This window comes from Mesorhizobium sp. BAC0120, from assembly GCF_033542235.1.
Lineage (GTDB): Bacteria > Pseudomonadota > Alphaproteobacteria > Rhizobiales > Rhizobiaceae > JAWRCU01.
Window position 1 is genome coordinate 669363 of sequence record NZ_JAWRCU010000001.1, and the last position, 20985, is coordinate 690347.

The window sequence follows — 20985 nt, forward strand, 5'->3', positions numbered from 1 at the left end:
ATATGACTCGCACCAGCGCCGTGCAGAGCGTCGTGGATATTTTGCGCACCGAGATTCCCCAGAGCTACCAGCCCGGCGACCTGCTGCAGAACGAACGGCTCATTGCGGAGAGGCTCGGCGTCAGCCGCAACACAGTGCGCGAGGCGCTCATCCACCTTGAAGCGTTCGGGATTATCGAGAAGACGCAGCGCGGTCCGCGCATCTGCGCGCCGAATATTGGCGCAGTCTTCCACATCATGGACCAGTATTTCGACCGCAGCTTGAAGACCTGCTTGGATCTGCTCGACTTCCGGCGCATGATCGATATCGGCGCGTTGCCACAGGTGGTTGAGCGCATCACCGACAATGACATCGCGCTTCTGGAAAGGCATGTCGGTCAGGTCGAGCGAGCCTTGACTGCGCACGAGGACGCGCTCGCCGACTACGCCTTCCACAACGAAATCATTCGTATTTCCGGCAACAGCGTGCTGGAGAAGCTCTACAAGGTACTGTCGCACACGCTGGTCTTCTACATGGAGATCGGCAAGAGCAACCCGGTCAACCGCGACAAGACGATCAGTGATCACCGCGCCATTATCCGGGCGCTTGGCGCACGCTCGCTAGATGCTGCGATCAGAGCCTTCTCCCAGCATTATGACTACAGCGAGCGCAGCGTGCGCGCAGCTTATGAAAAGGCCGCGCCGCAGAAACGCGAGATGGAGAACCTGTGATGCGAGCGCTCAGGATCGAAAAGGAAAACGTCACCCGTTTCCATGAGGTGGAGCCGCCAGTCCTCGGCGGGGGGCAGGTGCGTGTTTGCGTGCGCCATGTCGGCCTGTGCGGCAGTGACCTGAACACCTTCAAGGGCTTGAACCCGCTGGTGGAGCTGCCGCGCATTCCCGGGCATGAGATCGGCGGCGAGATCATCGCCGTCGGCCCGGACGTCGCCGCGGATTACCGCTCTGGCCGCCGCGTCATCGTCATGCCCTACACCAATTGCGGCCAATGCCCCTCCTGCCGCAAGGGCAGGCTCAACGCCTGTCGCCACAACAGGACGCTCGGCGTGCAGCAGGAAGGCGGACTGGCCGAGGAGATCGTGCTGCCGGCCGAAAAGCTCATCCTCAACGACACGCTCGCGCCCCGCCATTTGGCCCTGGTCGAGCCGTTGTCGGTCGGCTTCCACGCCGTTGAGCGCGGGCGCGTGGCCAACGGCGACACCGTGTCCGTGCTCGGATGCGGCATGATCGGCATGGGCGTACTGATCGGCGCGGTGGCGAAGGGCGCGCGTGTGATCGCCATCGATCCGAGCAAGGAGAAGCGCAATCTCGCGCTGAAGTTCGGCGCCTGGCAGGCGCTTCCGGCCGGCGGCGAGGAGCTTGTGCGCGAGGTGGCCGAGCTGACGGGCAACGACTTCGTCGACGTTGCCTTCGAGGCAGTCGGCCTACCGGCGACCTTCACGCAGGCAATCGATCTCGCCGGCTTCGCCGGGCGCGTCGTCTATGTCGGGTATTCCAAGGCGCCGGTCACCTACCAGACCCAGTTCTTCAACCTCAAGGAACTCGACATCATGGGCTCGCGCAATGCCACGCTGCAGGATTTCCGCAATGTGGTCGCCCATCTGGAGAAGATCGGCGACGCAGCCGACCTGCTCATCTCGAAAGTCTTCCGATTCGACGAGGCCGAGGCGGCATTGCCCTATTGGGACGGCCACCGCGATGTCCTCAAGATCGTCATAGAGCGGAGCTGAGGATGACCGGACCTTCGCAATCGCCACTCGAGAGAGCCTTCGGCCTCGCCGGCAAGCACGCACTCGTCACCGGCGGCGGCAGCGGGCTCGGCCTCGCCATCGCCAAGGCATTTGCCGCGGCTGGTGCGGGCGTCACCATCGCCGGCCGCAGGCTGGAGCTGCTTGAGCAGGCCGCTGCTGAGATCGGCCCGAACGCCCGCATCGCGCGGCTCGACCTGCGCGACATAGGCTCAATCAAAGGCTTCGCCGCTGCGGTGGAGGCCGAGCACGGGCAGGTGGACATCCTCGTCAACAATGCCGGCAACACCGTCAAGAAGCCGTTCGAGGAACAGACCGCGGAAGACCTGGACCAGGTCTTCGACGTACATGTGCGCGGCGCGCTGGAGCTGACGCGCTCGATCATTCCCGGCCAAGCCGCACGCGGCTGCGGCTCGGTGCTGTTCATCGCCTCAATGACCTCCTTCATCGGCCAGCCCCTCGTCATCGGTTACACCGCGGCCAAATCCGCCCTGACCGGCGTGGTGCGCGGGCTCTCGGCCGAATATTCGGGTCGCAACGTCCGCGTCAACGCGATCGCGCCCGGCTGGATCGACACCGACCTCTTCCGTGCCGCCACTTCCAACGACAAGACGCGCTACGACAAGATCATCGGCCGCATCCAGATGGGCCGGGTCGGCAAGCCCGAGGATATTGGCTGGGCCTCCGTCTTCCTCGCATCGCCCGCCGCGGCCTACGTCACCGGCCAGACGCTTGTCGTCGACGGCGGCGCCCTCGTCGGCTTCTGAGCCGGCTCCCCTCAACCCAAGTCCCCGTTCAATCAAATCCCAAGGGAGGGATCATCGTGAAACTGCTTATGAAATGCCTCGTCGCAGCCGGCTCGCTGCTGGCCTCGAGCGCCATCGCGCTTGCGGCCAACGTGACCATTAAGGTCGCCTATGAGAACAATCCCGGCGAACCGGTCGATCAGGTGATGCACCATTGGAAAGAGGATCTGGAGAAGCGCTCGAACGGGGAGATCACGCTGGAGCTCTATCCATCCTCACAGCTCGGCTCCAAGAAGGACGTGACCGAGCAGGCCATGATGGGCCTCAATGTCATTACCATCACCGACGTGGGCTTTCTCGCCGATTACGATCCGGACCTCGGCGTGCTGTTCGGCCCGTACCTTGCCGACGACCCGGCCAAGCTGTTCAAGATCTATGACGGCGAGTGGTTCAAGAAGAAGTCCGAGGCGCTGAAGGCCAAGGGAATCCATATCGTCCTGCCGAATTATCTCTATGGCGTGCGCCAACTCATCACCCGCAAGCCGGTGCGCACCCCGGACGATCTCAAGGGCATGAAGATCCGCGTGCCGAACAACAACATGCAGATAAAGATTTTCGAGGCGATGGGCGCTACCCCGACGCCAATGCCACTGGGCGAGACCTTCCCGGCGCTGGCACAGGGCGTGATCGACGGCGTGGAGAATCCGATCTCGGTGCTCTACGGCCAGAAGTTCCAGGAGGAAGCCAAGTATCTCAGCATGATCGGCTATCTCACCAACACAGCCATGTTCGTCGGCGGCGAGGCGTTCTTCAGCACCCTGCCGCAGGACCAGCTCAAGCTCATCGAGGAGACCGCCTATGAGGCCGGCCTCTACAGCCAGAAGCTGACCACCGAGCAGGACGAACAGATGATCGCCAAGATGAAGGAAGCCGGCGTCGAGGTGATCGAGGTGAACAAGGAGCCTTTCAAGGAGCTGACCAAGAAGGTCTACACCGAGTTCCCCGAATGGAGCCCTGGTCTCTACGAACAGATCCAGGCCGAACTGAAATAGGCATCATTTCGGACCGCGGAGAGGGCGGTATGACCCGCCCCCTCCCTCCACCACGAACGTCAACCACGGCCGCTTTCCCGTCCGACCGGACGAGGCAAGAGGCCCGGGAACACCTCCTATGAAACTTATAGCCCGCCTTACGGACTGGCTGGCCGCTCTGCCGCTGTTCGTGCTGCTCGCGATCTTCAACGTCGCTGTGGTGATGCGGTATTTCGTCGACCGACCGCTGCAATGGACCGAGGAAATCGCCGGCCTGCTGATGGTTTGGATCATCATGCTCGGCGGCATCTCGGCCGAGCGTGACAACCAGCATCTTGCGATCCCGGTGCTTGTCGACCTTCTGTCGCCGAAGGTCACGGCCGCCCTCAATCTGCTCGTTTCGCTGCTGTCGGCGGCGTTTCTTCTCTATGTGTCATATGTCGGCCTGATGCTCGCGCTCAGCGTGAAGTTCAAGGTCACCGACATATTGCGGATTTCCTATTTCTGGATCGACATCGCCATCCCGGTCGGTTTCGTCGTCATCGCCGCCTACATGGTCGTTTCCGGCGTCGATCAGGCCCGCAAGGCGATTGCGGAGGCCGCACGATGAACCTGACCGTCATTTTCCTCGTGATGCTCGCCCTACTGGCGCTCAACATGCGCCTCTACGTGGGCATCCTCATGGCGGTGTTCGCCTACTTCGTCTTCTTCAACCACATCCCGATCGCGATCGCCGTGCAGCGCTTCATCAGCCCGGCGCAGAATACTTCACTGCTGGCCATCCCATTTTTCATCATGCTGGGCACGGTGATGTCGCATACGGGCATAGCCGAGCGCATCATCAAGGTCTCGGACCTGCTGGTCGGGCGCCTGCGCGGCGGCATGGCGCTCACCAACATTATGGTTTCCACCCTTATGGGTGGCGTCAGCGCCTCCAACCTCGCCGACAGCGCCATGCTGACGCGCATGATGGTGCCAGAGATGGAGAAGCGCGGTTACGACCGCGCCTTTTCCTGCGCCGTCACTGCCGCCGGCTCGCTGATCACGCCGATCATCCCGCCCGGAATCGCGCTCATCATCTACGGACTGATCGCCGACGTTTCCATCGGCAAGATGTTCATGGCCGGCATCATCCCAGGCCTCGTCGGCGCCGCCCTGCTGATGGCCGCGGCTTATGCCACCTCGGTCAGGCGCGGCTACAGGCCGAGCCGCGAACGCCCGCTGACCGGCACGGAGGTGCTCCAGACGCTCGGCTCCGCCTGGACCGCCGTGCTGCTCATTGTCGCAATACTTGGCGGCATCCGCGCCAACATCTTCACACCCACCGAGGCCGGCGCGGTCGCCGTCAGCCTCGTGCTCGTCATCGGCTTCTTCATCTACCGCGAGATGAAGGTGAAGCATGTCGTGGAATCGCTGATCGAGACCGCCAAGTCCACCTCCTCCGTGCTTTTGGTCATCATGGCCTCGTCGGCTCTAGCCTGGGTCTTCTCTCTCGAGCAAGCCGGGCAGTCGCTGGCACAGGTCATCTCAGCGCTGACTTCGAACCCCTACCTGTTCCTGCTGGTGGTCAATGTCGTGCTCCTGTTCCTCGGGATGCTGATCGAGGGCACGGCGCTGATGATCGTGCTGGTGCCCCTGCTCATGCCCACCGTGAAGGCGATGGGGATCGACCCGGTCCATTTCGGCATCGTCATCATCATCAATCTGTCCATCGGCACGCTGACCCCGCCCGTCGGCACGGTGATGCTGATGGTGTGCAACATCGCCAAGGTGAAGGTCAGCGATTTCACGCGGCAGGCTTTCAGCATGTATGCGGGGCTCTTTGCTTTCCTTCTCCTGGTCACATACGTGCCGATCCTCTCCACATTGCTAGCCAAGTAAAGGATTGTCCTCATGTCCAATCAGAAACCGTCTTCCGACAAGGCCATTTTCGAAGCTCTGCGGACGGAACTATTTACCGCCGTTGTCGGCGACGTGCTCGACGTACTCGGCTATCGCCACCAGTTCCTGCCGGCCGGCATTGCGCCGCTCCAGCCGGCTATGAAAGTGGTCGGCCGCGCCATGCCGGTGTTGGAGGCCGACGTGTTCAGCGACGGCTCGCCCTCGGCCAAGGGTCCGCTGGCGAACAAGCCCTTCGGGCTGATGATGGAAGCGCTGGACGACCTGAAGGAGGATGAGGTTTACATCGCCACCGGCGCCTCGCTGCGTTACGCCCTTTGGGGCGGGCTGATGTCGACGCGCGCCCTGCATCTCAAGGCGGCGGGTGCCATCCTGGACGGCTATATCCGCGACACTGACGAGATTGAGAAGCTCGGCTTCAACGTCTTCTCGCGCGGTATCTACGCCCAGGACCAGGGTCCGCGCGGCAAGGTGATCGACTATCGCTGCGCCATCGAGATCACGGGCATCCGCGTCGAGCCGGGCGATCTCGTCTTCGGCGACCGCGAGGGTGTTCTGATCATTCCCCGCGCGGTGGAGGCCGAGGCGATCGAGCGCGCGCTGGAGAAGGTGCGCACGGAAAACGAAGTCGCCATCGCCATCCGCAACGGAATGAGCGCCTGCGAGGCGTTCTCGACCTTCGGTGTGATGTGATGGCCGGGCCGGACGCCCCGCCCGCCGACCAGACCGACGGGCGCCTGCTGCTGCTTTCGGATGCGGACAATGTGCTCGTAGCCCGCCGGCCCATCGCGGCGGGCGAGACCATCTTCGTCTCGGGCGTCCCGGTGCGGACCAGCAAGGAAATCCTGCTCGGGCACAAGGTCGCCCGCCAGGCCATCGCCGAGAACGATAAAGTGCGCAAATACGGCGCGCCGATCGGTTCGGCCATCAGGGCGATCGCGGTGGGCGAGCATGTGCACATCCACAATATGAAGAGCGACTACACCAGGACGCATGTCATCGATGCGTCGGACGAGGAGAAGTCGAGATGAGCGAGGCAGCCAAGCTCAGGGGCTATCTGCGTTCGGACGGCCGCAAGGGCATCCGCAACGTCGTGGTCGTGGCCTATCTCGTCGAATGCGCTCATCACGTCGGGCGCGAGATCGTCGGCAATTTCCGCGGCAGGGACGTGCATCTGATCGGCTTCCCCGGCTGCTTTCCGAATGAATACGCACAGCGCATGATGGAGCGGCTCTGCACGCATCCCAATGTCGGCGCGGTGCTTCTGCTCTCGCTCGGCTGCGAAAGCTTCAACAAGTTCTCGCTGTCCAAAGCGGTGGCCGCCAGCGGCCGCCCAGTGGCCACGCTCACCATCCAGAACAATGGCGGCACACTTTCTACCATCGCGGACGGAACCGCTTGGGTCGGCGAGCAGCTCGAGGCGCTGAAAGCGGCCGAAACCGTGCCGATGGGGCTCGACGAGCTGGTCGTCGGCACGGTCTGCGGTGGCTCCGATGGCACCAGCGGGCTTACCGGCAATCCGGCAGTGGGCCGCGCCTTCGACCGGCTGGTCGAGGCGGGCGCCACCTGCATTTTCGAGGAGACGGGCGAACTGATCGGCTGTGAGGAAATCATGGCCGAGCGCGCCGTGACACCCGAACTCGCCGACGAATTGCGCGCCTCCGTGGCCAAGGCCGCGCGCTATTACGCCACGCTGGGCTACGGCAGCTTCGCGCCGGGCAATGCCGATGGCGGCCTCTCCACAATCGAGGAGAAGTCGATGGGCGCCTATGCCAAGTCCGGCTCGTCGCGGATTTCCGGCATCATCAAGCCAGGCGACATCCCTCCGAGCGGCGGATTGTTCTTGATGGATGTGGTGCCCGACGGCGAGGTGCGCTTCGGCTTCCCCAACATCTCCGACAATGCCGAGATCGTGGAGATGATCGCCTCGGGCTGCCACCTCACTTTGTTCGTCACCGGGCGCGGCTCGGTCTCCGGCTCGGCGATCTCGCCGGTCGTCAAGGTTTGCGCCAACCCGGACACCTACCGCAAGCTCAAGGGCGACATGGATATCGACGCCGGCAAGATCCTGGAAGGCCATGCCACCCTGGACGATGTGGGCGGTGAGATCCTCGACTTGATCAAGGACGTGGCACGCGGCGAAACGACCAAGTCGGAGCATCTCGGCCACCGCGAATTCATATTGACCTACAAGAGTTTCGAGCCGATCGGCCCGGCCTGCCTGCCCACGGCTGCCGCCTGATCGTCACGGCGGCTGCCCGGAACAGAGCGTCGCGCACGCGAACACGCTAGACCAAAGGTCTGGCCAATCCAGGACGTAGTGTCCGGCGTAGCTTGGCTGAGGCGAGCCCAGTTCCTGACGCCACTATCGGCATGCATGCGGCAGGCCTGCCGATCTCGCGATCGAGCATCCGAGGCCAAGCCACTCGCCGCGACTGAGCTCTTAATGGCGCTGCTCTGCTAGGTCGGTCACATGCTCGAGGCCGCCCGGCAAGCGCTTGATGCGCTCGTCCCCGCTGAGCTCGAGCCCGTTCCTCTTCAGCGCCTCGATCATGCTGTTGCCGCTGCGTAAATCAGCCCGAGAACCGAGCTCCCCAGAAGCACGGGGATGATCCCGATCTTGAAGCGAAAGACCGCCACCATCGCGCCCGCCGTCAGGACCAGCGCAGGCAGATTGATCGAGCTGAGCACAGGCACGTTTACGCTCATGCCGAAGGCGTTGACCTCGCGCAATGCGCCGAACAGTACGTGAAGGGCAAACCACAGCGCCAGGTTCAGGATCACGCCGACCACAGCTGCCGTGATCGCCGCTAGCGCGGCAGAAAGAGCTCTGTTGCTGCGCAGGGCCTCAACGAACGGCGCACCAACGAAGATCCAGAGGAAGCACGGCACGAAAGTGACCCACGTGGTGAGCAGCCCGCCGAGCGTGCCGGCCAGCAACGGATTGAGCGAACCCGGCGCACGATACGCTCCCATGAACCCCACGAATTGAGTGACCATGATGAGCGGGCCGGGCGTGGTTTCCGCCATGCCCAGCCCGTCCAGCATCTCGCCTGGCTTCAGCCAGCCATAGGTATCGACGGACTGCTGCGCCACATAGGCGAGCACGGCATAGGCGCCGCCGAAGGTTACAACGGCCATTTTCGAGAAGAAGACGGCGATGTTCGTGAAGACGTTGCCCGGTCCTGCAAGAACGAGCAATCCGAGCACCGGCACGAACCAGAGCGCCAGAAAAACACCGCCGATCTTGAGCGACCAGCTGAGCGGCGGGCGCGCATGCGACGGGATTTCCTCCCCGAGCGCGGTGTCGGCATCGGCGACCTGGTTGCCGCCCACCTTGCCGTGGCCGCCACTCGATCCGAAGGCGGCAGCGCCGGCTCGCTCGCCGATGAAACCGACTATTGCTGCCGCTAGGATGATCACGGGAAATGGTACCCGGAAGAAGAACAGCGCAACGAATGCGGCTGCCGCGAGCGCGATCATCACGTTGTTCCTGAGCGCTCGCCTGCCAACGCGAACGACGGCCTCAAGCACAATCGCGAGGACCGCAGCCTTCAGCCCGAAAAACAGCGCCTGAACTGCACCGACATTGCCGAAGATGGCGTAGATCCAGCTGAGCACCATGATCGACACGACACCAGGCAGAACGAACAGGACGCCGGCAACGAGGCCGCCCTTGGTCTTGTGGAGGAGCCAGCCGATGTAGACGGCGAGTTGCTGGGCCTCGGGGCCGGGCAGCAGCGTGCAAAAGTTGAGCGCGTGCAGGAAACGCATCTCGCCGATCCAGCGCTTCTCCTCCACGAGAATGCGATGCATGACGGCGATTTGTCCGGCTGGCCCGCCGAAGCTCAGGGCTGCGACCCGCACCCATACCCGCACGGCCTCGCTGAATGAGATGCCATGATGGGGTGTGTCGGTCTGCAAGGCCGATACGGCCGTGGTACCGGCGAGATTGGCCATGGCTTGATACCTACTTACCCGCGTTTCTGGCGAAAATACTGGTAGAGATTGTCGAAGACGGAAGCGCCCTGCGAGGTCCGCTCGTCGTCCTTCCTGTTGTTGGCGGCGATGCCGGTGATCAGGCTGGCGATGCCGGTGGCTTCCTCGCGTCCGAACTTGCTGTCCTTGAGATCTATGTCGTGAACGATCTCGGCTATGGCTTGCAGTGCCGGATCGGAAAGTCCCGCGCGCTTGAGCAATACCTCGAAGCTGCAGCTGTCGCCTTCATGGGTGATCTCGCCTTCGAACATGTCGAACCGCAGTTCACCCGGTTTCGGGATGTAGCCCTTGCCAGGTACGAAGCGGATGATCGCTTCCGGATCGATGAAGCGGCGGATGAGCCAGCTGCAAGCGATGCGATCCACATGCACGTCGCGACGCGTGACCCAGGTCCGGCCCTTGAGGTCCGAGATCAAATCACCTGACTTTGACGCTTCCTCGCTCACGGCCGGCTCCTCTGCAACGTTCCGTTCGAGTTCCCCGAGCAGTCCCTCGACCGCAAGGCGGCCCGTGGCGCCGAAAAAGTCGATCGCATCGAGCTCAACGAGCCGCTTGCGCAGCCGCCCTAGCTGCGACCGCGCCTCTGCGCGTTTTTGCGCGGACGCGTTCGCCTCGACATCCGCAATGAGGCTGCGAGCTTGCTCAACGATCTCGGCGTAGTCGGCATCACGCGCGGAATTGAATAGCGTCTCGACTTGCGCATCAGACAGGCCGTCGACCAGGCGCGCCTCGCAGACAATCGCTTCACCACCGCCAGCGATGATCTCCTTGAGTAGCCACTCGAAATCCTCCTGTGTCTCGGCGTTGGCGGGCAGCGCATAGACCGTGCTTTTGACTGCCACCGCGCCGATGCCTTGCAGCCGCCGCCAGATCTTCACGCGAAAGTAGGCCGGCTTGGTCGGCAGCTGATGAATGAGGAGCAGCCAGCGCTGCTCCCTCGGTTCCGCCCCCTCGTTCATGAACATACCGTATCATCTAATCGTGAAAATGCAACACTTGTATCACCAAAACCCCAGGGCTAGCATCTGCCTATCATCGATGCCGACCTCATCATGTGCGGGAAAAAGGGAGGACTTCACCATGAAATGGGTCACTCGCGAACGTCCTGTCATTGACCGCATTGCCTGTCCTTGGTTGATTGCGCGCTTCATCGACAAGGAACCGGAGTTTCTGTTCGTGCCGCCAGTCCAAGTGGTTCGGGTAGCGCAGGAAACTGGGGCGACTCCTTACGACGTGCCCGGTGTTGAGCTCACGCATGTCGGGGATGGCTGCAGCTTCGATACGTTCGTCTCGAAATATGACCTGGATCGCGACCCCGCCATCGCAACTATTGCCGCGATCGTGCGCGGCGCAGACACCGACCGGCACGACCTTACCCCGCAGTCCGCCGGTCTCCTGGCAATCTCGATGGGGCTGCGGGACGTGACGCCCGACGACCACGAGGTGCTTAGGCATGGGTTCGTTATTTACGACGCGCTCTACGCCTGGGCCGCGCGCCGACAGGCGGAGAAACACAGCTGGCCTCCGACGATGAAACCGGCGGCCTGACCGGCTGCCGCAAGTCGCAATTCCGGAAGCGTGCTGCCGCTTTCTGGGCGGGCGATGTTTACCGATTTGGGCACTTGGGACTGAGTACAGGAGTAAAACCATGCATGCAAAAAGCGTAGCTGGCCTCGCGTTTGCGGCAGCCCTCGGAGTCGCTCAACCTGTTCTGGCGGCACCTGACTGGAAGGCCGTAGCGCAGGCGCTTGGAAAATCCGGTACCGCGATGCCGGATGGCGTTTATCGCGTCGGGCTGCCGCGGTCGGACCTGAAGGTGACGGTCGATGGAATCGAGATCAAACCGGCATTCGCGCTCGGCGGCTGGCTCGCTTTCCAGGCGGCAGGCGACAAGGATGCCATGGTCATGGGCGATCTCGTACTCACAGAGAACGAGATCAACCCGGTGATGGAAAGCCTTGCGGGGTCGGGGATCGAGACAACCGGGCTTCACAACCATCTGTTACGCGCCGACCCGGCGACGATGTACATGCATGTCGAAGGGCACGGCGATGCCGTCAAGCTGGCCGACAGCCTTCATGCCGCCCTCGCGCTCAGCAAGACGCCGTTCGGGTCGTCGCCGAGCGCGAAGTCAGAAACCGTTGACCTCGATACGGCTGGCATCGATGGCATCATGGGCAGCAAGGGCAAGGTGAATGGCGGCGTCTACCAGTTCACCATTCCGCGGGCCGACAAGATCACGGAAAGCGGCATGCCCGTTCCGGCATCGATGGGTACCGGCATCGCCATCAACTTCGAGCCGCTCGGTGGCGGCAAGGCTGCAATCACCGGCGATTTCGTTTTGACGTCCGAGGAAGTGAATCCCGTGCTCCGCCAGCTGAGAGAACATGGGATCGAGGTGACCGCGCTGCACAATCATATGCTCGCCGAACAGCCGCGTCTGTTTTTCATGCACTTCTGGTCTCACGACGACGCCGCGACCCTGGCGCGCGGCCTCAGATCCGCCTTGGACAAGACCAACCTGCAGCGCTCCTGATGAAGCTGATGATTAGTGGGCGCCAATGCGAAGACCTTCCGTGCAGGCGGTAAGCATCCTGCTAGCGGGTGCGTTCGTCGCCGCTACTGCGCCACCTGTCGCGCAGGCGGCTGAAGCAGCGCCCCTCCAACTCGTGACGAAGATCCCGCTCGGCGAAGTGAAAGGCCGAATCGACCACATGGCGATTGATCTGGCTGGGCAGCGCCTCTTCGTGGCCGAACTCGGTAACGACAGCGTGGGGATCGTCGACCTGAAGACATCGCAAGTGTCGGGCCGGGTCCGCGGACTCAAGGAGCCCCAGGGTGTCGGCTATGTCGGTTCGAATGACACGCTCTACGTGGCCGACGCGGGCGACGGAACAGTGCATCTGTTTCGCGGGCAGGACCTCAAGAAGGCAGGCCGTATCCGGCTTGGCGAAGACGCGGACAACATCCGGATCGACAGCGCCGGCAACCAGGTGTTCGTGGGCTATGGCAAGGGAGCGCTGGCAATCATCGATGCCAGCAAAAAGCGGAAGGTTGCCGACATTGCACTGGATGGCCATCCCGAAAGCTTCCGGCTGGAGAGCGGCGGAAGCCGGATCTTCGTGAACGTTCCCGACGCGCATGCGATCGAGGTGGCCGACCGACAGGGCAATAAGGTGGACACCCGCTGGGCGACCGCTCAAGCCGGCGAGAACTATCCGATGGCGCTGGACGAGGCCTCGCGGCAAGTTATCGTGGTGTTCCGTAAGCCGGCGACGCTGGCCGCGTTCTCCATGCAGGACGGAGCGCCGGTCGCACGTGCAGCAGTTTGCGGGGATGCCGATGATGTGTTCGTCGATGCGACGCGGCACCGGGTCTATGTCAGCTGTGGCGAAGGCTACCTCGACGTCTTCGAACCGGAAGACGGCGGCTTCCGGCGCATCGCACATCTCGCCACCGCTCCAGGCGCACGTACGTCGCTGTTCGTATCTGAGCTCGACCTCCTATTCCTCGCCGTTCGGGCCGGAACCACGGAAAAAGCGGCTATCTGGACATATCGGCCCACGCCTTGAGGGACCGCAACTTCGAAGATGGAGTGTCGTGACATCGCTGACGAAGGTCCGAGCAGGCGCGCGGCACGGCGCCGCGGCATTGGACGAGCACCGGATGTCACGCGCGTTCTCCTGGCTCGCTCCATGCGCGCCTTCGGGGATGGCTATGTCGCTATCCTGCTGCCTGTTCATCTTTCCCATTTTGGCTACGATGCCTTCGCTGTCGGCCTGATCTCGACGGCGACCCTGTTGGGCTCTGCCATTCTGACGCTGGCTGTCGGGCTGCTCTCTCACCGGATTTCTCGGCGGAGCGCCCTGCTCGGTGCCGCCCTTCTGATGACCATGACCGGGTTGGGCTTCGCCGGGCTCGACAGCTTCTGGCCGCTGGTCGTGATCGCGTTCGTGGGAACACTCAACCCGTCAGGCGGCGACGTCAGCGTCTTCCTACCGCTCGAGCATACCGTCCTCTCCCAGGTGATCGCTGACGCGGATCGGACGGCAGCGTTCGCCCGCTATAGCGCGGCGGGTGCCTTTTTCGGCGCCCTCGGAGCGCTCTTCGTCGGGGTGGTCGACTGGCTCGCCATACTCCTTGCGCCCTCAACGACGGGCGCTCTCCTCTTCGGGCTCTACGGTGCCATCGGGCTGCTCACATTCCTGCTGTACCGCCGTTTGTCACCCAGGGTCGAGGCTGGCGCCGACCGCCGGCCGGCACCGTTGGGCCCGTCGCGAAGTATAGTCTATCAGCTCGCTGCGCTGTTTTCGGTTGATGCATTCGGGGGAGGTCTAGTTATTAACGCCTTGCTGACGCTCTGGCTCAGAGCGCGCTTCGGGCTCGATGTCTCCACAATCGGAGCGATCTTCTTCGTGACCAGTCTGTGTTCCGCGGCCTCCTACTTCGCAGCGGTGCCGCTTGCCGGACGTTTCGGGTTGGTGAACACGATGGTGTTCACGCACCTGCCGTCCAACTTGTTCCTGATCCTGACCGCCTTTGCGTCGACAGTCTGGGTCGCATTCGGGCTCCTGATCCTGCGGGCACTGCTGTCCCAGATGGACGTGCCGACCCGCTCGTCCTACGTCATGGCTGTGGTGCAGCCGGAGGAGCGGCCCGCGGCCGCGAGCGCGACCGCAGTGCCGCGCAGTCTTGCATCCGCGGTCGCACCGCTGCTGTCCGGCTGGTTGCTGAGTGTGTCGCCCTTTGGCTGGCCGCTCATCCTCGCAGGGATCATCAAGGCGGCTTACGATTTAGCGCTGCTGCAGCGGTTCTCCGGCATCAAACCGCCTGAGGAACATTGCGGCGAATGAGGGGCGCATCTCAATGGCGTGTTCCGGAGCGTACAGTTCTGCCCGAATGGCCAGGGAGGCCCCGGCTTCCTGCAAGTGGAACCCACACTGTGGTTGAAGCGTTTTGAGCGCAGCATGCTGGGCCGCGCCCGGCCTTCCCTTCGACAGTCAAGCCAAGGTGCGGCCGCACAGCGGTTTGCGGAAGGAGAAGGTACCATGATCCGCAGTTTCCTGGTTACTACGGTGCTTGCGACGCTTGTCGCGACAGCCGCCTACGCCCAACAGGCGCCGGCGCCCGCACCGGCTCCCGAGCCGCCAAAGCCCGTCCAGGCCGACGGCTATCTCGCCAGCAACTACATCGGCACGAGCGTCTACAACGGCACAGACCCCAACGCCCAGAAAATCGGCAAGGTGAACGACATCCTTATCGACTCGAAGGGCACGGCCAAATCGATCGTGATTGGCGTTGGCGGCTTCCTCGGTATTGGCGAAAAGAACGTCGCAATCGACTTTCCCAAGCTCTCCTGGGTAGAGGCCAATGGCCAACGCTGGATGGTGACAGCCGCCAGCAAGGAACAGCTCGAAGCGGCGTCTGCGTTTGATACCACGCCTTATCGGCCGGCACCGCCGCCACCTGCGTCAGGCGGAACGATGGCGACACCTCCGGCGACCACGCCTCCGGCCAATACATCGCAGTAATCGGTGACTGGCTCCGCCGCGGTGGTAAAGCAGGGGGCCGACGGCAAGCTCGCGCGGGAAACGGCGCGAGCTTTTTTCATCTATGACGGCAGCGCAGTCTAAGATTAGGCTGGAAGAGTGTCCGAGCCGGTATTCCAGCCCGGCTTGCAAGAACCAGACTTCCGCCACCAACGCTACCCAACGAACTGCCTCAGAACGATCAGCGTCGCAGCGCCGGCGAGGAACATCGTCAGCATGCCACCGCGCAACGCCACCAGTCCGGCGACAGCGAGCGCGGTCCATTCGATCCAGCTCCCCTGCATGGCGGCGGGAGCGACCAGCGTCGTGAGCACAGCCGCCGGCACGGCATTGAGCGCTGCCTCGATCCGCGGATGGACATGCTCGAAGCGCGACAGCACGAGATGGCCGCCGATGCGAGTGAGGTAGGTCGCGACCGCGCCGGCCAGGATGATCCAGATCGTGGTGCTCAACCGCCTGCTCCCGCCCTTCCATCGGACATTCCAGTCTTTGCCCGGACGGGCATGGCAGCAGCGAGCACGACCCCGGCGAGCGCGCCGAGCGAGACGTGCCACGGCGAGCCGACGAAGTGTTCGGCCGCGACCGATGCGACTGCGCTCGCCGCCACCACCGGCAGCCAGAGCGGCCGTTTCCTGAAGCTCATGACAAGGCCGAGGAAATAGATGGGCAGCAGGAAGTCGAGTCCGAGAGCTTCAGTGTTTTCGACGAACCGGCCGAAATAGGCACCCAGGCCGGATTCGATCACCCAGGGCAGCCAGAGTGCCGCGCCGAAGCCGAAATACCAGGCGAAGCTGACTGTCTTGCCTGCCTCCCTCCTTCGCTCCGTCTCGGCGAACTGCGGATCCGTGAGCAGGAAAAAGGAGAGCGCCTTGTGCAGGAGCGGCCATGCCGACACGCGCCGTCCGAAAGCGGCCGAATAGAGCACGTGGCGAAAATTGACGGCGAATATCGAAAAGACGATCAGCCATGGCGCGAGCTTCTGGCCGAACAGCTCGATACCGACCATCTGACTGGCGCCGCCATAGACGACAGCGCTCATCAGCATCGTCTCCAAGATCGAAAAGCCGTTGTCCACGGCGAGAGCGCCGAACAGGATGCCGAACGGAACGATGGCCACGGCCACGGGAACGCCAGTACGCACACCCTCCATCAATTCGCGCAGCGTGGCGCCGCGATCGATCGTTTCGACAGCCATTGGCCCTCCAGATCGGGGTTTTAGCTGGAGCATGATCCCGAAAGTTGCAGACTTTTCGGATAAGATCATGCTGCAAAAACAAAGACCTAGATCAGAATGAATAACTCCATTTCATTCTGATCTAGGTCGGGCGGATCGACCTGTCACATGAATTCGCTTGAGCGAATCTTCAGCGATCGTGATCCGATCCTGACGGCTCCTGCCAGGATCAGGCCGGAACGAGACGGCCTTCGATCGCCCTCCCCCAGTCGAGCAGTGGCCTTGCCCGCACGGTGAAATCGACGAGCTCGTCGAGAAGCTTCGGGCTGTGGATGCCGGCAGGATCGATCGCATGACGGGCGATGAAATGCCGGTTGCGGACGGCCTCGCTCAGGTCCGGATCCGTCACATGCTCGAACCCGCGCGGCAGGCGCTTCATGCGCTGGTCATCGCTGAGCTCGAGCCCGTTCTTCTTCAACGCCGCGACCATGGCGCGGAATTCGGAGGGACGCGTGACGATCGCGCTGCGCATTGACTGGAGCAGTTCAGGCCGGGACTGCCACCAGGCAAGACCTGCGAAACACCTGTCGACGCCGACATAGATGAAAAGGACGCCTTCCGACGTCTTTCGCCCGTCGGGCGAGAGGATGGCCGAGAGGTGCTGGTTATACGGCCGCTTGTCCTTGGAGAAACGCACGTCCCGCGTGATGCGGAACATCGACTTCTTGCGGTCCCCCTTGAGCCCAAGACCCAGCGTGGCGAAACGCTCAGTCAGCGCGTCGATCAAGTCGCCGAACGGCTCGCGCAGCTCGCGCTCGAAGAGATCCCGGTTCTCCTGGAACCATTCCCGGCTTTGATGGAAATCCAGCGCCTTGAGAAAGGGGATCGCCTTCTCCCCAAACCCGTTGAAGACCGCGCTCATCAGGCCGCTCCGCCGACCCGCTCGAACCACGCGTTCTCGTCGATCACCTCGATGCCGAGTTCCGTCGCCTGCTTGAGCTTCGAGCCGGCGCCCGGTCCGGCGACGACTAGGTCGGTCTTCTTCGAAACAGAACCGGCAACCTTGGCGCCGAGCTTCTCGGCCATCGCCTTCGCCTCGTCGCGGGACATGCGCTCCAGCGCCCCTGTGAAGACGATCGTCTTGCCGGCGACCGGCGAATCCGTCTTCGGCCGCTCCGCGTCGATCACATCGATCTCTGCCGCGAGCTCCTCCACCAGCTTGCGGTTGTGTTCCTCAGCAAAGTAGCGGGCGACCGCGTCTATGGCTGCATCGCCTATGTCCTCAAGCGCATCCATCTCGGCCCTTGCGTGCTCATCGCCGCCGGCGATCGCCAGAGCTGCATCGTGAAATGCCTGCCAGTTGCCATAGGCGCGCGCAAAGGTCACAGCGGTACGCTCGCCGACGTGACGGATGCCGAGACTGTAGATCATCCGATCGAGGCCGATTCTGCGACGGTCCTCTATCGCCGCGAAAAGCTTTCCGACGGAGACGTCGCCGTAGCCGTCCTTCTCCTTGAGCTTGATCTGGTTCTCTGCGTCGCGGCGGGCGAGCGTGAAAATGTCGGCGGGGCTCTTCACCGGCAGGTCAGGGTCTGTGAAGAAGAATTCGATCTGCTTTTCGCCGAGGCCCTCGATGTCGAAGGCGCGGCGCGACACGAAGTGACGGAGGTGCTCGATGCGCTGGAACGGACAGGCGAACTCGCCCGAACAGCGCCGCACCACCCCCTCCGCGCCGCCGGCCGTTGCGTCGCGCACGATCGGCGTCTTGAGCTCGCAGGGGCAGACGGTCGGGAAGTGGAACGGTTTGGCGTCCTCTGGCCGCTTGTCCGGCACGTAGCCGAGGATCTGTGGGATCACGTCCCCGGCCCGCTGTACGATAACCGTGTCGCCGATCATGACGCCGAGCCGCTCGATCTCCTCGGCATTGTGCAGCGTTGCGTTGACGACGACGACGCCGCCGACCGTCACCGGCTGCAGCCGCGCCACCGGCGTCAGCGCCCCCGTCCGGCCGACTTGGATGTCGATCCCGTTGAGGATGGTCATCGCCTTCTCTGCCGGGAATTTGTGGGCGATTGCCCAGCGCGGCGTGCGCGAGACGTAGCCAAGTCGCGCCTGCAGGTCCAGCCGGTTGACCTTATAGACGACGCCGTCAATGTCGTAGCCGAGCGTCGCGCGGTTCTCTTCGATGAAATGATAGTGGGCGAGTAGCCCCTCGACGTCGGTGAACAGCTTCATCAGCGGGTTGGTATGGAAGCCGTAGCTCGCGAAGGCTTCGACCATGCCCATCTGGGTGTCGGCGGGCATCTTGCTGATCTCGCCCCAGGCATACGCGAAGAAGCGCAGTGGGCGGCTGGCGGTGATCGAAGTGTCGAGCTGGCGCAATGACCCCGCCGCGGAGTTGCGCGGATTCGCGAAGATCTGCTTGCCGGCCTTGGCGTTGCGGCGATTGAGCTCGGCGAAATCGGCGGTGCGCATATAGACTTCGCCGCGCACCTCGAGAATGTCCGGAAAGTCCCCGGAAAGCACATTGGGGATCTCGGCGACTGTCCTGGCATTGGCGGTCACGTCCTCGCCGACCTGCCCGTCGCCGCGCGTAGCTGCTTTCACCAGCCGCCCATGCTCGTAACGCAGCGAGAGCGACAGCCCATCGATCTTCGGTTCGGCCGTAAATGCCAGCTCCTTCTCGCCGTCCAGGCGCAGGAAACGCCTCACACGGGCGACGAAATCGGTGACGTCCTGGTCGGCGAACGCGTTGTCGAGCGATCCCATCGGCACGGCGTGCACGACCTTGCGGAACTTCTCCGACACCGCCGCCCCGACTTGTTTGGACGGCGAGTCCTCGCGCACCAATCCCGGGAAGCGTTGCTCGATGGCGAGGTTGCGGCGACGCAGAGCATCGTACTCCGCGTCGGAAATGAGCGGCGCGTCCTCCGTGTGGTAACGCTCGTTATGGAAGGCAATTTCCTTGGCGAGCCTCGCAAGCTCGGAAGTCGCCTCCTCTTCGTTCAGCTGATCGACGGGCTTGCTGGCGAGTTGCTGGCTGGGCATTGGGTGCTGGGACAGTTTGGTGCTGGGGACAGTTTACTTTTTTCGGAAGAGTGCGAGTTCGTCTAAGTCTTTGGCAAGTGCCGAAAAAAGTAAACTGTCCCAGGGGCGTAGCTGGCACTCAACTGACAGCCGTGTTTTCCCGAAGCAGGCGCTCCGCGGCTGCTCGAGCTTCCTCGGTAATGGTGGCACCGGCGAGCATGCGCGCTATCTCTTCCTGGCGGGCAAGCCTGTCCATTTCGGCGACCCCGGTCGAGACACGGTCGGCGCCCCCGCTCTTCGAGATGAGGTAATGCGTCTGCGCACGCGCGGCGACCTGAGGCGCATGCGTGACCGAAAGCACTTGCACGCGCTCGGCAAGCCGCGCCAATCGCTGCCCGATCGCGTCGGCGACCGAGCCTCCGACGCCAGAATCGATCTCGTCGAAGACCAGGGTCGGCGCCGACCCACGGTCGGCGAGCGCGACCTTCAGCGCCAACAGGAATCGCGACAGCTCGCCGCCCGAGGCGATCTTCATCAGCGGTCCAGGCTTCGTGCCGGGGTTGGTGCGCACCCAGAACTCGACATGGTCGATGCCCTCCGGCGTGCGGTTCTCCGCCGATGCCGAGAGATTGACGATGAATTCCGCCCGCTCCAGCTTGAGCGCCGGCAGCTCACCCATGACGGCGCGCGACAACGAAGCCGCCGCGGCGGCTCTTGCCTCCGACAGGCTCACCGCCTCACGATCATACTCGTCGCGTGCTGTTGCCGCCTGCGCTTCCAACGCGTGCAGCCGTCCCTCGCCGGCATCAAGATCGGCCAGGTCGGCCAGCATCGAATCGCGCAGCTCCGCAAGATCGTCCACCTGGACGCCGAACTTCCGGGAGGCCGCGCGCAAGGCAAAGAGGCGCTCCTCGGCGCTCTCCAGCGCCTTCGGATCGAACTCGCTGGCACGCATCGCCACCTCGACCGCCGACTGCGCGGCGTCGAGCGAAATCAATCCGCTGTCGATTGCCTTGATGATTTCGTCGAGCAGCCCCGGTGCTTCGGCCGCCTTGCGCTGCAGGCGCCTGAGAAGGCTCGCGAGTTGCGGCACGGCAGATGCCGGCCCCGAAAGCACGTCCTGCGCATCGGCGATATCGGCAGCGATCTTCTCCGCCCGCATCATCGCGGCACGTTTCTCCGAAAGTTCGGTCTCCTCGCCTGGCTGAGGATCGAGCTTGGAGAGCTCGGCGGCCGACGCGCGGAGGTATTCGGCCTCGCGCGCCGACGCCTCGACCTTTGCGCGATGCCGCGACAGCTCCTGCTCGGCGCTGCGCCAGCGCTTCCAAAGCTCCGCCACGCCGTCGGCAAGGCCGACATGGCCGCCGAATGCATCGAGCAGCTGCCGGTGCATCGCCGGCTCGACGAGCGCACGGTCGTCATGCTGGCCGTGGATTTCGACCAGGGCGCGACCGATGTCGCGCATCAGCGCCACGCTTGCCGGCTGGTCGTTGACGAAGACGCGCGTGCGTCCGTCAGCGGCCTGGACGCGCTTCAGGATGATGTCGCCGTCATCCTCGATCGCATTGTCGGCGAGCAGCATCCGCGCGGGATGGTTGCGCGGTACATCGAACACCGCTGTCACCTGCCCTTGCGCTGCACCATGACGGACAAGCGACGCATCACCGCGAGCGCCCAGCGCCAGCGACAGGGAATCGAGCAGTATGGATTTGCCGGCGCCGGTTTCGCCGGTCAGCACGGAGAGTCCGGAGCCGAAGTCGATCTCCAGCTTCTCGATCAGGACAATATCGCGAATCAACAGATGCGATAGCATGTC

At 63.3% G+C, this 20985-nt stretch carries 21 protein-coding genes; 14 read left to right on the top strand and 7 right to left on the bottom strand.

All coding sequences use genetic code 11. The features are described from left to right. Positions 1 to 2 precede the first annotated feature (2 nt). The 9 genes from SAZ10_RS03180 (at position 3) to SAZ10_RS03220 (ending at position 7662) form a co-directional block, all read left to right on the top strand. Entirely contained in the window at positions 3 to 710 is a 708-nt protein-coding gene (locus SAZ10_RS03180; protein WP_318607698.1) for a FadR/GntR family transcriptional regulator, read from the top strand. Next, the gene (locus SAZ10_RS03185) at positions 710 to 1726 is read left to right on the top strand and encodes a zinc-binding alcohol dehydrogenase family protein (protein WP_318607699.1); all 1017 of its coding nucleotides are present in this window, start codon (positions 710 to 712) and stop codon (positions 1724 to 1726) included. The genes SAZ10_RS03180 and SAZ10_RS03185 overlap by 1 nt, the downstream gene beginning before the upstream one ends. 2 nt (positions 1727 to 1728) lie before the next feature. Continuing rightward, complete coding sequence (locus tag SAZ10_RS03190) at positions 1729 to 2511, top strand: SDR family NAD(P)-dependent oxidoreductase (RefSeq protein WP_318607700.1); 783 nt, start codon at positions 1729 to 1731, stop codon at positions 2509 to 2511. Positions 2512 to 2567: 56 nt separating this feature from the next. Next, entirely contained in the window at positions 2568 to 3542 is a 975-nt protein-coding gene (locus SAZ10_RS03195; RefSeq protein WP_318607701.1) for a C4-dicarboxylate TRAP transporter substrate-binding protein, read from the top strand. A 118-nt stretch (positions 3543 to 3660) separates the two neighbouring features. Next, on the top strand, positions 3661 to 4131 hold the full coding sequence (locus tag SAZ10_RS03200; RefSeq protein ID WP_318607702.1) for a TRAP transporter small permease: 471 nt from the start codon (positions 3661 to 3663) through the stop codon (positions 4129 to 4131). Next, on the top strand, positions 4128 to 5402 hold the full coding sequence (locus tag SAZ10_RS03205) for a TRAP transporter large permease (protein WP_318607703.1): 1275 nt from the start codon (positions 4128 to 4130) through the stop codon (positions 5400 to 5402). Before SAZ10_RS03200 ends, SAZ10_RS03205 begins: the two co-directional genes overlap by 4 nt. Positions 5403 to 5414: 12 nt before the next feature. After that, positions 5415 to 6113: an RraA family protein gene (locus SAZ10_RS03210; protein WP_318607704.1), complete on the top strand. Its 699-nt coding sequence runs from the start codon at positions 5415 to 5417 to the stop codon at positions 6111 to 6113. After that, on the top strand, positions 6113 to 6451 hold the full coding sequence (locus tag SAZ10_RS03215; RefSeq protein WP_318607705.1) for a UxaA family hydrolase: 339 nt from the start codon (positions 6113 to 6115) through the stop codon (positions 6449 to 6451). Before SAZ10_RS03210 ends, SAZ10_RS03215 begins: the two co-directional genes overlap by 1 nt. Continuing rightward, on the top strand, positions 6448 to 7662 hold the full coding sequence (locus SAZ10_RS03220; RefSeq protein ID WP_318607706.1) for a UxaA family hydrolase: 1215 nt from the start codon (positions 6448 to 6450) through the stop codon (positions 7660 to 7662). The genes SAZ10_RS03215 and SAZ10_RS03220 overlap by 4 nt, the downstream gene beginning before the upstream one ends. A 308-nt stretch (positions 7663 to 7970) precedes the next feature. On the opposite strand, the gene chrA is transcribed toward SAZ10_RS03220, so the two are convergent. Next, complete coding sequence (gene chrA, locus SAZ10_RS03225) at positions 7971 to 9380, bottom strand: chromate efflux transporter (protein ID WP_318607707.1); 1410 nt, start codon at positions 9378 to 9380, stop codon at positions 7971 to 7973. Between the two features lie 14 nt (positions 9381 to 9394). Further along, positions 9395 to 10378, bottom strand: coding sequence for a chromate resistance protein ChrB domain-containing protein (locus tag SAZ10_RS03230; RefSeq protein ID WP_318607708.1), 984 nt, complete (start codon positions 10376 to 10378; stop codon positions 9395 to 9397). A 121-nt stretch (positions 10379 to 10499) separates the two neighbouring features. Here SAZ10_RS03230 and SAZ10_RS03235 point away from each other — a divergent pair, with 121 nt between their 5' ends. From SAZ10_RS03235 to SAZ10_RS03255, 5 genes are all read left to right on the top strand, one after another. Then, entirely contained in the window at positions 10500 to 10967 is a 468-nt protein-coding gene (locus tag SAZ10_RS03235; RefSeq protein ID WP_318607709.1) for a chromate resistance protein ChrB domain-containing protein, read from the top strand. Positions 10968 to 11067: 100 nt separating this feature from the next. After that, complete coding sequence (locus SAZ10_RS03240; RefSeq protein ID WP_318607710.1) at positions 11068 to 11955, top strand: DUF1259 domain-containing protein; 888 nt, start codon at positions 11068 to 11070, stop codon at positions 11953 to 11955. Positions 11956 to 11995: 40 nt separating this feature from the next. Then, positions 11996 to 12991 carry a hypothetical protein gene (locus SAZ10_RS03245; protein ID WP_318607711.1) on the top strand — a complete coding sequence of 332 codons (996 nt, stop codon included), beginning with the start codon at positions 11996 to 11998 and terminating at the stop codon, positions 12989 to 12991. Between the two features lie 18 nt (positions 12992 to 13009). Continuing rightward, on the top strand, positions 13010 to 14272 hold the full coding sequence (locus SAZ10_RS03250) for an MFS transporter (RefSeq protein WP_412535147.1): 1263 nt from the start codon (positions 13010 to 13012) through the stop codon (positions 14270 to 14272). 195 nt (positions 14273 to 14467) lie between these two features. Continuing rightward, complete coding sequence (locus tag SAZ10_RS03255; protein ID WP_318607712.1) at positions 14468 to 14950, top strand: PRC-barrel domain-containing protein; 483 nt, start codon at positions 14468 to 14470, stop codon at positions 14948 to 14950. A gap of 173 nt (positions 14951 to 15123) precedes the next feature. Here the strand turns inward: SAZ10_RS03255 and SAZ10_RS03260 are convergent, their stop codons facing one another. The 5 genes from SAZ10_RS03260 to recN all read right to left on the bottom strand — a co-directional run bounded on the left by SAZ10_RS03260 (position 15124) and on the right by recN (position 20982). Continuing rightward, positions 15124 to 15420 (bottom strand): AzlD family protein, encoded by a 297-nt coding sequence (locus tag SAZ10_RS03260; protein WP_318607713.1) that lies wholly within the window; start codon positions 15418 to 15420, stop codon positions 15124 to 15126. Further along, entirely contained in the window at positions 15417 to 16163 is a 747-nt protein-coding gene (locus SAZ10_RS03265; protein WP_318607714.1) for an AzlC family ABC transporter permease, read from the bottom strand. Before SAZ10_RS03265 ends, SAZ10_RS03260 begins: the two co-directional genes overlap by 4 nt. Positions 16164 to 16371: 208 nt before the next feature. After that, the gene (locus tag SAZ10_RS03270; RefSeq protein ID WP_318607715.1) at positions 16372 to 17064 is read right to left on the bottom strand and encodes a TIGR02453 family protein; all 693 of its coding nucleotides are present in this window, start codon (positions 17062 to 17064) and stop codon (positions 16372 to 16374) included. Further along, the gene (ligA, locus tag SAZ10_RS03275; RefSeq protein WP_318607716.1) at positions 17064 to 19190 is read right to left on the bottom strand and encodes an NAD-dependent DNA ligase LigA; all 2127 of its coding nucleotides are present in this window, start codon (positions 19188 to 19190) and stop codon (positions 17064 to 17066) included. The genes SAZ10_RS03270 and ligA overlap by 1 nt, the downstream gene beginning before the upstream one ends. A 118-nt stretch (positions 19191 to 19308) precedes the next feature. Continuing rightward, positions 19309 to 20982 (bottom strand): DNA repair protein RecN, encoded by a 1674-nt coding sequence (recN, locus tag SAZ10_RS03280; protein WP_318607717.1) that lies wholly within the window; start codon positions 20980 to 20982, stop codon positions 19309 to 19311. Positions 20983 to 20985 lie beyond the last annotated feature (3 nt).

Excerpts from the sequence above, each read along its gene's own strand:
- SAZ10_RS03180 (WP_318607698.1), top strand. The coding sequence starts at position 3 with ATGACTCGCACCAGCGCCGTGCAGAGCGTCGTGGATATTTTGCGCACC.
- SAZ10_RS03185 (WP_318607699.1), top strand. The coding sequence starts at position 710 with ATGCGAGCGCTCAGGATCGAAAAGGAAAACGTCACCCGTTTCCATGAG.
- SAZ10_RS03190 (WP_318607700.1), top strand. The coding sequence starts at position 1,729 with ATGACCGGACCTTCGCAATCGCCACTCGAGAGAGCCTTCGGCCTCGCC.
- SAZ10_RS03200 (WP_318607702.1), top strand. The coding sequence starts at position 3,661 with ATGAAACTTATAGCCCGCCTTACGGACTGGCTGGCCGCTCTGCCGCTG.
- SAZ10_RS03205 (WP_318607703.1), top strand. The coding sequence starts at position 4,128 with ATGAACCTGACCGTCATTTTCCTCGTGATGCTCGCCCTACTGGCGCTC.
- SAZ10_RS03210 (WP_318607704.1), top strand. The coding sequence starts at position 5,415 with ATGTCCAATCAGAAACCGTCTTCCGACAAGGCCATTTTCGAAGCTCTG.
- SAZ10_RS03215 (WP_318607705.1), top strand. The coding sequence starts at position 6,113 with ATGGCCGGGCCGGACGCCCCGCCCGCCGACCAGACCGACGGGCGCCTG.
- SAZ10_RS03220 (WP_318607706.1), top strand. The coding sequence starts at position 6,448 with ATGAGCGAGGCAGCCAAGCTCAGGGGCTATCTGCGTTCGGACGGCCGC.
- chrA (WP_318607707.1), bottom strand. The coding sequence starts at position 9,380 with ATGGCCAATCTCGCCGGTACCACGGCCGTATCGGCCTTGCAGACCGAC.
- SAZ10_RS03230 (WP_318607708.1), bottom strand. The coding sequence starts at position 10,378 with ATGAACGAGGGGGCGGAACCGAGGGAGCAGCGCTGGCTGCTCCTCATT.
- SAZ10_RS03235 (WP_318607709.1), top strand. The coding sequence starts at position 10,500 with ATGAAATGGGTCACTCGCGAACGTCCTGTCATTGACCGCATTGCCTGT.
- SAZ10_RS03240 (WP_318607710.1), top strand. The coding sequence starts at position 11,068 with ATGCATGCAAAAAGCGTAGCTGGCCTCGCGTTTGCGGCAGCCCTCGGA.
- SAZ10_RS03250 (WP_412535147.1), top strand. The coding sequence starts at position 13,010 with ATGGAGTGTCGTGACATCGCTGACGAAGGTCCGAGCAGGCGCGCGGCA.
- SAZ10_RS03255 (WP_318607712.1), top strand. The coding sequence starts at position 14,468 with ATGATCCGCAGTTTCCTGGTTACTACGGTGCTTGCGACGCTTGTCGCG.
- SAZ10_RS03265 (WP_318607714.1), bottom strand. The coding sequence starts at position 16,163 with ATGGCTGTCGAAACGATCGATCGCGGCGCCACGCTGCGCGAATTGATG.
- SAZ10_RS03270 (WP_318607715.1), bottom strand. The coding sequence starts at position 17,064 with ATGAGCGCGGTCTTCAACGGGTTTGGGGAGAAGGCGATCCCCTTTCTC.
- ligA (WP_318607716.1), bottom strand. The coding sequence starts at position 19,190 with ATGCCCAGCCAGCAACTCGCCAGCAAGCCCGTCGATCAGCTGAACGAA.
- recN (WP_318607717.1), bottom strand. The coding sequence starts at position 20,982 with ATGCTATCGCATCTGTTGATTCGCGATATTGTCCTGATCGAGAAGCTG.